The organism is Gracilibacillus oryzae (assembly GCF_009498735.1).
GTDB lineage: Bacteria > Bacillota > Bacilli > Bacillales > Amphibacillaceae > Gracilibacillus > Gracilibacillus oryzae.
Window position 1 is genome coordinate 76,380 of sequence record NZ_ML762430.1, and the last position, 13,448, is coordinate 89,827.

Here is a 13,448-nt window from a genome sequence, read left to right on the forward strand (position 1 = left end):
TGTTTTTTTTTTGACACACATATTCGTTTTTGCTAATATGATAGCAATAAAACATATTAGTGAAAACGAATATATCAGGAGGATGAGTATGGTAACAATTGATCTGGACACAAAAGTGAAGTTTTTGCATGGATTATCGCATAAAACACGGAACCAAATCCTTGAATGTATAAAAGACAGAGAGAAAACAGTTTCTGAGATTGTAACTGATATGAAAGCAAGTCAATCTAATATCTCCCAACACCTGTCCTGTCTAAAAGATTGCGGACTTATTGTTGGCAGACAGGAAGGGAAATATATTTATTACAGTTTGCGTAACCAGCAAGTGCGTGACTTACTGTCAATGATTGATATCGTGCTGGCAGATGTTCAAAATGATATTGCTTCATGTAAAAACTTTGTCCAAGGCGGTGATTGCTGATGACAGAAAAAAGTTGTTGTTCCAATCAAAAAGAATCTCCGACTAAGAATTCACAATCTTGTTGCAGTTCACAACCTGCAGAACAGATAGCTCAATCGAGTGAAATAAGTTCATGCTGCAGCAGTACAGCAAGTAAAGAAAAAAACCAGCCTAGTGTTACTAGCTGTTGCAGTAATGAAGAGGATGATGAGGCTGCCGCCAGTAAACCAGTCCAAGGTGAAAAAAATGAATACCGCATTTATGGGAGGGACTGCCCATCTTGTGCTTTAACGATTGAAAAAGGACTAAATGGTCTCAAGGAAATACGTGAAGCAAAAGTGAGTTACAGTACAGCAAAGTTACAAGTAATTGGCGCAAATGACACTGCTTTTGACAAAGTGGAAGAAACCATCAACAAGCTTGGATTCACAGCAGAGCCATTACATCAAAGCAAAAATGTAAGAACATATCAAGTGGAAGGCATGGACTGTGGCAGCTGTGCTCAAAGTATTGAGAATCATTTTAATACACTTTCCACAGTGAAAAGTGCACATGTCAGTTTCGCTACAGGAAAAATGAAACTGGAACATGAGAATAGTGTGGAGGAGATCATCAGAGAAGTATCCAAAATAGGATATAAAGCATCATTAATTGGCGATAAAAACAAGTCTAATGAGATGGACCAGCCAAAAGGGGAATATCGCCCGATTATCTATTCTGGTATTTTAATCCTAATCGGTTTTATTGGCTCATATACCGTTTTATCACCAATTCTATCTACAATTCTTTATGCACTGGCTATTGCAATCAGTGGACACAAACCAGTAAAGAGTGCTTTTTATGCACTAAAAAGTCGTTCACTCGATATGAATGTATTGATGTCGGCCGCAGTGATTGGTGCAGCATTGATTGGTGAATGGTTTGAAGGAGCAACCGTTGTCTGGCTGTTTGCATTAGGAACAGCTCTGCAGAATCAGTCAATCGAACGAACGAGAAAATCAATTCGCAATTTAATGAATTTGGCGCCATCGGAAGCATGGATCCAAACTGGTGCAGAACTCGTGAAAAAATCTGTCGACGAAATAACCGTTGATGAAATTATTGTAGTAAAACCTGGTGACAGGATCCCGTTAGATGGTGAAATCCTGGAAGGTGAGTCAAGTGTGAATCAGGCGCCGATTACCGGTGAATCTATTCCTATTGATAAAGCAGCCGGAGATACAGTGTATGCTGGGACAATTAATGAAAGTGGTTCACTTGAGATCAAAGTTACTCATCTTGTTGAGGATACGACGATTGCCAAGATTATTCACTTAGTAGAAGAAGCACAGGAACAACGAGCTCCTACCCAGGCATTTATCGATAAATTTGCCAGCATTTACACACCGATCGTCTTTGCAGCAGCTTTAATTGTCATCATTTTCCCGCCATTAATTGGGATGGGCAGCTGGGGAGAATGGGTCTATAAAGGTCTCGCGCTGTTAGTTGTGGCATGTCCTTGTGCCCTGGTTATCTCCACACCTGTTGCGATCGTTTCTGCAATTGGAAATGCTGCGAAAAATGGTGTACTGATTAAAGGGGGTTCATTTTTAGAAAAAGCAGGTAAGATAAAAGCGATTGCGTTTGATAAAACCGGTACACTAACGGAAGGCAAACCGCAAGTAGCAGATATCAAGGCCTACACTACTTCAGAAGAAGAATTACTATCCATTGCCTTTACGCTGGAGGACTACTCGACACACCCAATCGGAAAAACGATTGTTCAGCGTGCAAAAGAAAAAGGGATTCAGGCTCAAACTGGTGACTTGTTTAAAAATATTGCTGGTAAAGGGGTTCAGGCAACAATAGCTGGACAGATCTATTATGCCGGAAATATTAAGCTTTTTGAAGAGTTGAAGGTTCCGTTGGATGATTGGAAGAAGGAATGGCTGGAGATGCAAAGCCAAGGAAAGACGATGGTCATTATTGGGACAAAATCAGAGATAATCGGTCATATTTCTGTTTCTGATTCAATCAGAAAAACAACGGTGGAAGCATTAGACGGATTAAAGCATGCAGGTATAGACCAGGTGGTTATGTTAACAGGTGATAATGAAGGCACTGCCAAAAGAATAGCGGATGAGGCAAATGTAAACCGCTATTTTGCTGAGTTATTGCCAGAAGATAAAGTGGATGCAATCAAACAGTTGCAGCAGGAAGGCTATAAAGTAGCGATGGTTGGTGACGGTATTAATGATGCTCCAGCTCTGGCAACATCAGATTTAGGAATTGCGATGGGGGGAGCTGGTACTGATACTGCAATGGAAACTGCTGATATTGTTTTAATGGCTGATAATCTGGAACAACTGCCACATACGATGAAATTAAGCAGAAAAGCCTTAGCGATAATAAAACAAAATATATGGTTCTCAATCATCATCAAACTTATTGCATTAGTTTTTATTTTTCCAGGTTGGCTGACACTATGGATGGCAGTATTAAGTGATACAGGTGCTGCAGTTCTTGTTATTTTAAATGCATTACGGCTTTTAAGAGTCAAGGGATAAAGGTGAAAAGCTGTTCATAATTATTTGGACAGCTTTTCTTTTGAAAAAAATACATAAGGGAATAAGCACATTTTATGAAAAATTCCACAAATATTTTCAAATATAAACTACTATCCCCATTGTACGACTCGATAAGTATATAGAGCTACACCAAATGAGATTGCCAGAGGAAGAATGGAGCTTTGAGAACCTAATACTAGCAGTGATAAGATCGCTAACCATCCGTAATACACTCACTTGATAAAATATGTCTAGAATATTTTGAGATTATATGATATAAAAAAGTTAAGCAATGAGCCATCAATCATCCAGAAAATTCACAGAGGTATTTAAATATATTATCTTTGGAGGAATTAAAAATGATCACAAAAGCTGTGGGAAATGAACTGGTTATGGAACGTGTTTTTGATGCACCAAAGGCTCTGTTATTTCAGGCATATTCTGATTCACAACATTTAAAGCATTGGTGGGGACCAAAAGGCTGGGACTTAACCAAATGTGAGATTGATTTCAGGAAAGATGGAATCTGGCATTATTGTATGAGATGTGTTGATGAGAGTCAGGGAGAGATGTTTGGATTCGAATCATGGGGAAAAGGCATTTATCAGGAGATTGTAGAAAATGAAAAGATTGTTTATATTGACTATTTTTCTGATGCGGAAGGTAATGAGAGTGATGAGATGCCTTCAACAAGTGGTTACTGTATTGCTCGAGGAGAACAATAGTAAGACTAAGCTAACCTCGCGCGCAATGTATGCTTCTCCAGAGGCGCTGAAAACCGTTTTGGATATGGGAGTGGAAGATGGAACAAAAGAAACATGGGATCGTTTAGAAGATTACCTTAACACGATAAAATAAAATTTTGCATAAATTCAAAAGCAATCTCTATGGGGGATTGCTTTTTTATTCTTTAAATGTACAATAATCACAGCGCCAACCGTCTGTAATACCCGAAACAAATAGGTTCTAGTAACACGGAAAAAGGAAGTGAGGGTTAAACAGACGCTAAGCATCCTGATAAGTTTCGCAAATAATCAATGGGCTACACACCTGACAATACAGATATTTTAGGGCTTTCATAAAAAAATTGTCTGAAAATATGGAACTTATGCCTGCTTTCTAACGTACAATTATTATACTGGTAAAAAGACAGGAGAATATAACTATGCAAAGAAATCAGTTCATTTTATATCTTATTGGAATATGCCTTTTTCTCATTATGTTCGGGGTAAGCACAGTATTTTCTAACCAATACCCTTTCATGATAGGTACAGGGATAATTGGATTAGTCGGCTTCTCCAGCTTGATTTTTACAACTATTTTGAATGGGAAAGGAAAGTCAGATTCTCCTGGGAGAGGCTAAACACCTAAATCTTTCACCATTTTCGAAATACTTTAAAAACGGGGGGAATGGAATGAGTAACAAGCTGTATTATATTGTAATTACTCCAATGATAATCATTGGGCTTCCCATAATATACTATTATCCCGGAAGCTATACCTATGTTTTGCTGGCATTGGTTACAGCAGCCACTTACTTTAGTGCGAAAGATACCAGGGAAAAGCTTAAGAAAGCAGAAGGGGAAGAGGAAATCAGGCAGGCGATTGTTCCCATGATTCTTATCGCCATAGTATTTATTCTGGCAATTGTTTCATTAGTCTTCTAAAAAAGTGTTGTTACATGCTTTTTAACGTTTTATTAATTAATTGATAAATCAGGTAAATCCCTAAGTACGAAGCTGTAATAAGGAAAAAAGGATTCAGGAAAAGTCCGTGAATATTTGTCATAAATACCGTGTTATTTTTGATAATCTGATAAATGTTGACAGAAGCCAGGTTTCCGAAGATTAAAAGCGATACAAGTGCTGCCAGATTGAAAACAAACGGCACCTTCTCCCACTTTTCTCCTGCCCAAAACATGATAGCAGGTAAAGCAATACTTCCGATAATAAGCAAATAACTCATAATATTCCTCCGTTTATTACTATGATCAGTCTAATAAAAGTTTACTGGAAAAAATTGGTGGATCAGGAAATCCTCACTGATCAAAATCTCACTTTTTCCGAAATACATATATCAATTTATATCCCTATTTGAATGTAATTAAACCTGTTAAAGTATAAGGGTTAAGATATGAACCAATAGTTTTGATAAGAGTCGAAAGGATGAATTCTAATGTACCTATTATTATGGATAGTTTTCGCAGGGATTGTTTTCTTTGCAACGATTCCGTTAGTTTCTAAGAAAAATAGAACAAGATGGAAGATTACACAAGCTATCATTACAACAGTATCGGTAATCCTTGCAATAATCATGATTGAATTTTTACATATAGTTCCATTGATCGGTATTGTATTCGTTGTCATTTTTAGTTTCCTCACAGATAGATCTACCTACACAAAAGTTGGACTGATCATAACAGGAGTTGTCGTCATCCTTATTGCTGCAGGAGCCTATTATGTATTCCACGATGATCCTGATTTTGTTCAAAATTATATAGACAATCACCCTGACCTTGCGTCCATCCATTTGACTGTAGATGGAGAAACAGTATTAAGCCAACAAGGTCAAGTAAAGCGGCCCCTCGCCAGTGTTGTAAAGACAATCATAGCAATAGAATATGCCAATCAGGCAGCAAAAGGTACGATCGATCCCGAGCAATCTGTACCATTAGCAGAACTGGATAAATTTTATTTAGAAAACACGGATGGTGGAGCGCACCCATCCTGGCTTGAGGAAATGAGAGCAGCAGGACATATTGTCAATGACAGTGTTCCTTTACATCAGGTTGCCAAGGGGATGATCCGTTACAGTTCCAACGCTAATACAGATTTTTTAATTGAAAAATTAGGTACTGAGTCGATTAATCTTGTAATTGAGCAATTAGAGTTAGAAAATCATGATCCCATCTATCCACTAGTATCTGCATTACTCGCATCTAATTATCTTAATGATCAACATGATGGGAATTATAGTAACTCAGAATTAGAGGAAATGCTCCGATCATTGTCGATGGACAAATACAGAGAACTAGTTTGGGAGATTCATGGCAAGTTGGAGCAAGGAGAAACTGATTTTTTCAGTCAGCCAGTTTCTGTTCCGATGGGCTTGCAGCAGGTTTGGTCTGATCGCTTACCAAATGCATCTGCAGAGGATTATGCGAAAGTAATGCAAGCCATTTCCAATAATACAGCAACTGTCCCAGGAGGAGAAGATATTCTCCGGGATGTGATGGAATGGCCAATGGAACTGCATGCTTCTAACCGGGAGAGATATGCTCATTTTGGTGCCAAGGGTGGTTCAACAGCATTTGTATTAAATCAAGCGCTTTATGTAGAAGATCACAACGGGAAAAAAATCGAGCTGATCATTTTTACAGAAGGTTTTAATTTTATTGAGCAAATTAAAATGAACAAGAATATGAATTCATTTATGAGTGAAGTAATTGATAGACATTTTTCAACTGATTGACAAAGTTAGCTAGGCATTGGAGCTGTTTTCAGGGAGTTAAATTAATGGTGGTTTATAAGGGGTATTTTTGATATTATATTGTATAAATGGAATATTGTACTAGTATAAGTTAAATTAGGTAAATGATCATTTATAAGGAGGTTCAAGATGAATAAACAGATTAAGCGATATTGGATCTTAATGGTGCCATATTGTGTAACCTTTGTTATTCTATTGTTCTATATTCCTAACAATCATACAGACCACTTTCCCCTTTTTGTCTTAATACCATTTTGGTCTATCTTACATAGTTGGAATTTCCTCGCAGAGAAGTTAAGTAATAAGGAAGAGTTGAAAAGTTAAATCAATCTAAAAAATGTCTTAACAGGAGGACTCCGTATGCAACTGCCTTATATTGTCAATAAAGTCTTAAATGAGTATCTTACTTTATTCCATCACCATTTCCCAAACACAATGGAAGGTTTCTACTTACACGGTTCCCTTGCGCTGGATGCCTATGTCGATAATGCAAGTGATATAGATTATATCATGATCACAAACCGTCCCCTTTCAGAAAAAGACGAAGCTGCATTATCAAACATCCATTCTACTATTACAGAAAAATACGAAAAGCCAGAATTGGATGGAGTATATATACAATGGAATGATTTAGGGAAACTCGACCAAAACAAAAATGATAAATATCTCTACTTTAATAGTGGAAAACTGCTTCATGGTGCCTACTTTAACTTTAATCCGATCACATGGTGGTTGATTAAAAACAAGGGCATAAACATTAGCGGAAAAGATATAAAAGCCTGTGCAATAAATATACAACAAGAGGAGTTAACTGCCTATGTCCTGGATAATATGAACACATATTGGGCAAGTTTAATTCAGAGGGCTGAGGACTCCCTCGATGAAATGGTTAAACTGCCGACAGAAAAAATTGATTTTCAAATTGAATGGACTGTTCTTGGCATCTTACGTCAGTACTATACACTGAATGAGCATGATATTATTTCTAAACTGGCTGCAGGTGAGTATGGTTTGCGGCATCTTCCAGCTGAGTGGCATCCGATTATTGAGGAAGCGATTAATATACGAAAAAGTGGTGTGAAAATCGGTTTTCGTTCAGAAAAGGAGCGGATTGAGCAGACGATAAGCTTCGCGAAATATTTAATGAAGAATTGTAATAGTTTAGTTGAGAAATAATCCATTATAGATTGTGTTAAAGAATCAAAACTACTGTGTGTCAGCAGGGTTTTGATGCTAAGAAAGCTTCATGGCGTCAAAACTCTCTTACATTAACAGAGTTATGATGCTAAGAAGGCCTCATAGCTTCAAAACTCCTTAGAGTCAACAGAGTTATGATGCTAAGACAGCCACATAGGCTCATAACTCCCGAACTTCAAGGAGGTTATAAAGTTATGGACACGTCCACAAATAAAACCAACTCCTGGAACTGAATCAAAAAAATGCAGTATCTTTTTATTCCTAGGTGGCCAATCCCAACGTTTTTTATTAAGGTGGTCTGTTATTAAAATGAGCCAATACTATGACTAAATCTCCATCCGCTCAACAAAACGAATCGGTTCATTTTCCATTTTGTGGAGGCAGTCTGCGATAATCTCAATTCCTTGCTGAATTTGTTCCTCTTCAACCTGTGAGATACACAAACGGATCATATTGCCTTTGCGAAATTCCGATAAAAACAGTCGATTCCCATCACTTACAGAAACCCCCCTGTGTTTCAGCATCGTGACTAATTGAGGAGCTTGAATTTTCTTGGGTAAATAAATAGAAAAATAAAAACCTGCAGCAGGCTCTGTAAACCGAACATTTGTAGGTAGACAGCGATTACATGCTATTCTCGCAATCTCCATCTTTCTTCGATATAATTCTTTTATTCTTTCCAAATGCCCATTAAACATCCTGCTTTTTAAGTAGATTTCCAATGCTCCTTGTGAGACCGTCGAACTGAAAAGATCGTTGCTGAATTTAAAACGCATAAATGTATTTTTCAATAACTCTGGTAAAACAACAGCTCCGATTCTTAAGCCAGGCAAGGTAATTTTGGAAAAACTCTTTACATAGATGACTTTTTCCTTCGAATCATAGGCATACATAGGGTCAGATTTGGCATTTAAATCAAGATCACTGAAAATATCATCTTCTACAATATAAACATCATATTTGTGCGCAAGTTCCACCATCTTCTTTTTTTGCGAATTTGTGTAAGTGTGACCAAGTGGATTATTCAGGGAAGGTACGGTGTAAAAGAATTTGATATCTTTATAGCGAAACATATACTCTAACTTCTCGAAATCTATGCCAGCCATCGTCCGTTCAATGCCGAATGTTTTGACATCATTTACTTTTAGTGATTCTATGACGCCAAAGTATGTCGGCTGTTCTATTAAAATGTTTGATTTCCCATTTGGAAAAGGCATGGATACCAGCAGGTTTATCACCTGTTGGGAACCTGATGTAATACATATTTTATCAGATGTAGTAAAAACTTGGCGGTCTTGCAAATGGTTTGTCAGTTCCATCCGTAATGAAGGTATACCTTGTGGATGGGAATAGGCAAAAAGCTCTCCTTTATGTAGATTGATTGCCTGATTTAAGCAATGCTGAAAATCTTCATAAGGCATTGCTGCTGGATCAGGCCCAGCTGAAAGAAAGTCAATGTGATCAATGTCTGATCCATTAACTAATGGATATCTGTCATTGACAACAAAATATCCACTTTTTGGTATTGAATAAATCAAGTGCTGTTTTTCCAGGTTTGTATATGCTTTAATGATTGTATTTTTACTACAAGCATGCTGTTCAGCGAGCTGCCTGATCGATGGCAACTTCGATCCGGATTTTAACTCACCACCAAGGATGCGCTGTTTAATTTCGTCATAAATCAAACTGTATTTTGTCTGTGTCATCCTAAATCTTCCTTTCTGTACCCATACAGATGCCTAAAATAAAGATTCCATTAGATAACTGTGATGACTATAATTCCATTATAACAAGTTTTCAGGAGGTTGATTAAATGGAATGGTACAGAGATGGATATACAATCAGTAATAATCAAGAAAGAATGGATACAGAAAGGATCTATGAGATGCTATCCCAAAGTTATTGGGCAAAAGAACGGTCAAAGGAAGTAATAATCCAAAGCATGAATCACTCGATTTGTTTTGCAGTGCTTGATGGAGAGAAACAAGTTGGCTTTGCCAGATTGATAACAGACAAAATTGTATTCTCATGGGTTTGTGATCTGATTATCCATCCAGATTATCGTGGGGAAGGGTTAGGCAAATGGCTTGTTAAGTGCATTATGGAGCACCCAGACAATCAAGTAAGAATGTTAGGTCTAGTAACAAAAGATGCTCATACCCTATATCAGAAATTTGGTTTTGCCAACAAAGAAATGATGCAGTGTAAAATCCAAAAACCTGCAAGCTGGCAAGAATGCTGAAAGACTTTTATTGTCTGTCCGAATTATATATACTAAAACTATAAACTGTGAGGAGGAAATGATCTTGCCAAAAGAAAAGTTATCACAAGAACAATTAGAAGAATTACTAACAACATTAAAAGTCCGTTTTGAAACAAACATGCATCGCCATGAAGACCTTGAGTGGGAGAAAGTCCAACATAAGCTTGAGGCAGAACCAGATAAATTATGGTCACTTAATGAAATGGAAATAACAGCTGGCGAGCCAGATGTTGTAGATTATGATCAAAGCAACGATGAATACATATTTTATGATTGTTCAGCAGAAAGTCCAAAAGGGCGCAGAAGTGTTTGTTATGATCGAGCAGCACTTGAGGCAAGAAAAAAACATAAGCCGGAAAACAGTGCAATGGATATGGCAGCTGAAATGGGCATTGAAATTTTAACAGAAGAACAATATCGCGCCTTGCAGGAACTTGAGAATTTTGACAAAAAAACATCAAGCTGGATTCAGACACCATCTGACATACGGGAACTCGGCGGAGCACTTTTCTGTGACTTTCGTTTTGGCCATGTTTTTGTCTACCACAATGGTGCGGATTCTTATTATGGTGCCAGAGGATTTCGCGGGTCGCTTAGAGTTTGATTGTTAGAAGGATTTGATTTTTTCATTCCATATTGTTTTCCCGAAGGTTTCACTGTAAAATATTCTAGTTAATATTACTCTTAAGGGATGATGGAATGAGAAAGACAGCACTTATTCTGCTGACTGTAGGAACAGTGATGACTTTACTAGTTTTTAACAATGTCATTGCAGAAAATAACAAGCATATATATGTATCAATAAACGGCAATGACCAAAATGATTGAACAAAAACAAAGCCGTTTCGCACACTAAAAAAAGCAGCATCTGAAGCAACTGCGGGAACTACTGTCTATATAAGAGAAGGCACATACAATGAAAAGTTGATTGTGGAACATAGCGGTACTGCAGCCAATCCAATTATTTTTCAGCCATATAAGGAAGAAAAAGCTGTTCTTAGCGGGACGGGCATTCAAGATGCTGAAGGAGATACCTCTCTTGTTTTGATTAATGGCAAAAATTATATAACAATAAGAGACCTTTATATAGAAGACCTGTCAACCGAATTAGCGGATGAAACAGTAGTGGGGATTTTCGTCACAGGCTCAAGCAGTTACATTACATTAGAAAATAACCATATTCAGCGCATTGCAACAAACCATCAGGAAGGCACTGCGCACGGGATCGCCATCTATGGAACAGAGCCGATGCATGAAATTAACATCTTGAATAATACTTTAGAGGATTTAAAACTAGGTTACAGTGAATCGCTTGTCTTAAATGGAAACATCGATGGATTTCTGGTGGAAGGGAATCTGGTTCGCCGTAATAACAATATCGGGATCGACCTGATCGGTTATGAAGGTATTGCCAATGACAAAAATGCGGATTATGTTCGCAATGGTGCAGTGAAAAATAATCAGGTGTATGAGATCTCCTCCTACGGCAATCTTGCTTACGGTGATGAGTACAGTGCCGGCGGAATATATGTAGATGGCGGCAAAAATATTATAATTGAGAACAATACGGTTCATAATAGTGATATAGGTATTGAAGCGACCTCTGAGCATGCAGGGAAATATGCAGAAAATATTTCCATTGTTAATAATACGATTTATAACAACCATTTTACAGGGATATCCATTGGCGGATATGATGAAGAACGTGGTGGCACGATAAATTCCACGATCGCCAACAATATTATTTATCGAAATGACACAGTAGGTTTAGATGGAGGACAATTGCTGCTGCAGCATGACACCATTGAAAATGTAATTGAGAAAAATATATTGACTGCATCAGACTCTCATATTTTTATTGCCAACTATTTTTCAACGAACCAAGACAACAGCTTAAGCAGAAATGTATTCCATCGAGAACAAGGGAAAGACGGGGTATGGGTTTGGAAAACGGAAACTTATGATTCTTTTCCTGAATTTAAAAAGGTTTCCAATAATAAGAGATCCAAATATATAGACCCAATGTTTGTGAATGAAAAAGCGTATGATTTCCGATTGAAAGAAAATTCAACTGCAAAGTTAATAGTGGAGTAGCATAAGAAAAGTTTTGCCAACAAGCTTGGTGAAACTTTTTTTACTAGCAGAGATATCAACTTGCATAACATCTTTTCCTATAAGTAATTTTCTGTACTATTTCACCAATTTCGGCACATAAAATAGAAAAAAGGGGTGAGAAAATGACTGTTCATGTTGTCCAATATGGAGAAACGCTATGGCAAATTTCCAATAATTACAGTGTTCCGATTTCTGCAATTGTCGAGGTGAATGGGTTGCTTTCATCAAGTGCTGTAATTCCAGGGCTCGCACTTTACATCCCAGACCCGGCAATTATTCAGAATAGACCTTACAGAGTGAAAGCAGGAGATACACTATGGCAGCTTGCCAATCGTTTTAACACAACAGTGAATGCCATTACAGCAGTTAATCCTGAGATAAACCCCAATCAATTATATCTTAACCAGGTACTCCAGATTCCAACACTTCTTAAGCCTCAAATAGAGACATTGGGTTTTCTGATCCCATACTCAACACAATCTGCTTTATCAGCTCTTCGGTCTTTAGCAGGCTCACTTACCTATGTGGCAATTGTTGCTTACTCTTTTACGACACAAGGCTATGCCTATGTTTTGTTAAATGATACAGAGGTCATTAGTGAAAGCAGTCGGTTAGGAGTAACCCCTCTATTAATGATTCGTAATTATACCTCGATTGGGTTTGATGCCGAATTAGCTGGGACTGTTTTTGCAAACCCCATTTACCGGAAAAATTTAATCGATAGTTTAATGCGGTTTGTGAATGAAAAAGGATATGGAGGTGTCTCGATTGATATTGAATTTATCCCTCCTGCACAAAGAAGAGAGTTTACAACATTTTTAAGTGAACTAAAAGCAGCACTTGGCCCACTGATTCTGCATGTCAATGTTCATGCCAAAACAGAAGATCTGCCAACAAACCGAATAGTAGGAGCCTACGATTATCAGGCAATTGGAGCGATCGCAGACAAGATCGCAGTTATGACAATGGATTATGGTTATCCAGGAGGACCACCAAATCCTGTGTCCCCATTATGGTGGATGTATCAAGTTGTCCGGTATGCAATAAGTCTGATTACTCCTCGGAAATTGCAGGTTGCTTTTCCTTTATACGGATATGACTGGAGAGTACGTGATAATTCCTCAACCGCTTTATCAGTTAATGGCGCCCAAAATCAGGCAATTGCTGCTAATACTGTCATTAACTTCGACCAGGCAGCAGCCTCACCATGGTATCAGTATCTATCAGGACAGGAAGAGCATATCGTGTGGTTTGAGGATATCAGAAGCTATCAGGAAAAATATTATTTAGTTGAACTTTACCAATTGTCAGGTGTAACATACTGGCAAATAAGCCTGCCAGCCCCTCAGAATTGGGCTTACTTAAATGATCGGTTTATTGTTTTATAAACCTGCAATTGTTTTTGAAAAGCTTTGTAAATCCAAAATATAAAAAAACA

General features: G+C 37.7%; 11 protein-coding genes and 2 pseudogenes. 11 read left to right on the top strand and 2 right to left on the bottom strand.

Annotated features, from left to right (window positions below):
• Positions 1-88 precede the first annotated feature (88 nt).
• From F9U64_RS10790 to F9U64_RS10805, 4 genes and pseudogenes are all read left to right on the top strand, one after another.
• Positions 89-421, top strand: coding sequence for an ArsR/SmtB family transcription factor (locus F9U64_RS10790; RefSeq protein ID WP_153403265.1), 333 nt, complete (start codon positions 89-91; stop codon positions 419-421).
• Positions 421-2,946, top strand: coding sequence for a heavy metal translocating P-type ATPase (locus F9U64_RS10795; RefSeq protein ID WP_153403267.1), 2,526 nt, complete (start codon positions 421-423; stop codon positions 2,944-2,946). Before F9U64_RS10790 ends, F9U64_RS10795 begins: the two co-directional genes overlap by 1 nt.
• Before the next feature lie 359 nt (positions 2,947-3,305).
• A pseudogene (locus F9U64_RS10800) lies at positions 3,306-3,804 on the top strand (SRPBCC domain-containing protein).
• 557 nt (positions 3,805-4,361) lie between these two features.
• Entirely contained in the window at positions 4,362-4,613 is a 252-nt protein-coding gene (locus F9U64_RS10805; RefSeq protein WP_153403269.1) for a hypothetical protein, read from the top strand.
• 10 nt (positions 4,614-4,623) lie between these two features.
• Here the strand turns inward: F9U64_RS10805 and F9U64_RS10810 are convergent, their stop codons facing one another.
• Positions 4,624-4,911, bottom strand: coding sequence for a transposase (locus F9U64_RS10810; RefSeq protein ID WP_153403270.1), 288 nt, complete (start codon positions 4,909-4,911; stop codon positions 4,624-4,626).
• 210 nt (positions 4,912-5,121) lie between these two features.
• Here F9U64_RS10810 and F9U64_RS10815 point away from each other — a divergent pair, with 210 nt between their 5' ends.
• The 3 genes from F9U64_RS10815 to F9U64_RS10825 all read left to right on the top strand — a co-directional run bounded on the left by F9U64_RS10815 (position 5,122) and on the right by F9U64_RS10825 (position 7,611).
• Positions 5,122-6,417: a serine hydrolase gene (locus F9U64_RS10815; RefSeq protein ID WP_153403272.1), complete on the top strand. Its 1,296-nt coding sequence runs from the start codon at positions 5,122-5,124 to the stop codon at positions 6,415-6,417.
• Positions 6,418-6,564: 147 nt separating this feature from the next.
• Positions 6,565-6,759 carry a hypothetical protein gene (locus F9U64_RS10820; RefSeq protein WP_153403274.1) on the top strand — a complete coding sequence of 65 codons (195 nt, stop codon included), beginning with the start codon at positions 6,565-6,567 and terminating at the stop codon, positions 6,757-6,759.
• Positions 6,760-6,795: 36 nt separating this feature from the next.
• Positions 6,796-7,611, top strand: coding sequence for an aminoglycoside adenylyltransferase domain-containing protein (locus F9U64_RS10825; RefSeq protein ID WP_153403276.1), 816 nt, complete (start codon positions 6,796-6,798; stop codon positions 7,609-7,611).
• Positions 7,612-7,958: 347 nt separating this feature from the next.
• Here F9U64_RS10825 and F9U64_RS10830 read toward each other — a convergent pair whose 3' ends face one another.
• A complete protein-coding gene (locus tag F9U64_RS10830) occupies positions 7,959-9,338 on the bottom strand; it encodes an aminotransferase-like domain-containing protein (protein WP_153403278.1) in 1,380 nt (459 codons plus the stop codon).
• A 107-nt stretch (positions 9,339-9,445) separates the two neighbouring features.
• On the opposite strand from F9U64_RS10830, the gene F9U64_RS10835 reads away from it, so the two are divergent.
• The 4 genes and pseudogenes from F9U64_RS10835 to F9U64_RS10850 all read left to right on the top strand — a co-directional run bounded on the left by F9U64_RS10835 (position 9,446) and on the right by F9U64_RS10850 (position 13,398).
• A complete protein-coding gene (locus F9U64_RS10835; protein ID WP_153403280.1) occupies positions 9,446-9,874 on the top strand; it encodes a GNAT family N-acetyltransferase in 429 nt (142 codons plus the stop codon).
• Positions 9,875-9,932: 58 nt separating this feature from the next.
• On the top strand, positions 9,933-10,499 hold the full coding sequence (locus F9U64_RS10840; RefSeq protein ID WP_153403282.1) for a DUF4256 domain-containing protein: 567 nt from the start codon (positions 9,933-9,935) through the stop codon (positions 10,497-10,499).
• A gap of 95 nt (positions 10,500-10,594) precedes the next feature.
• Positions 10,595-11,989 (top strand): annotated as a pseudogene (locus F9U64_RS10845) (right-handed parallel beta-helix repeat-containing protein).
• Between the two features lie 143 nt (positions 11,990-12,132).
• Positions 12,133-13,398: a LysM peptidoglycan-binding domain-containing protein gene (locus F9U64_RS10850; protein WP_153403283.1), complete on the top strand. Its 1,266-nt coding sequence runs from the start codon at positions 12,133-12,135 to the stop codon at positions 13,396-13,398.
• Positions 13,399-13,448 lie beyond the last annotated feature (50 nt).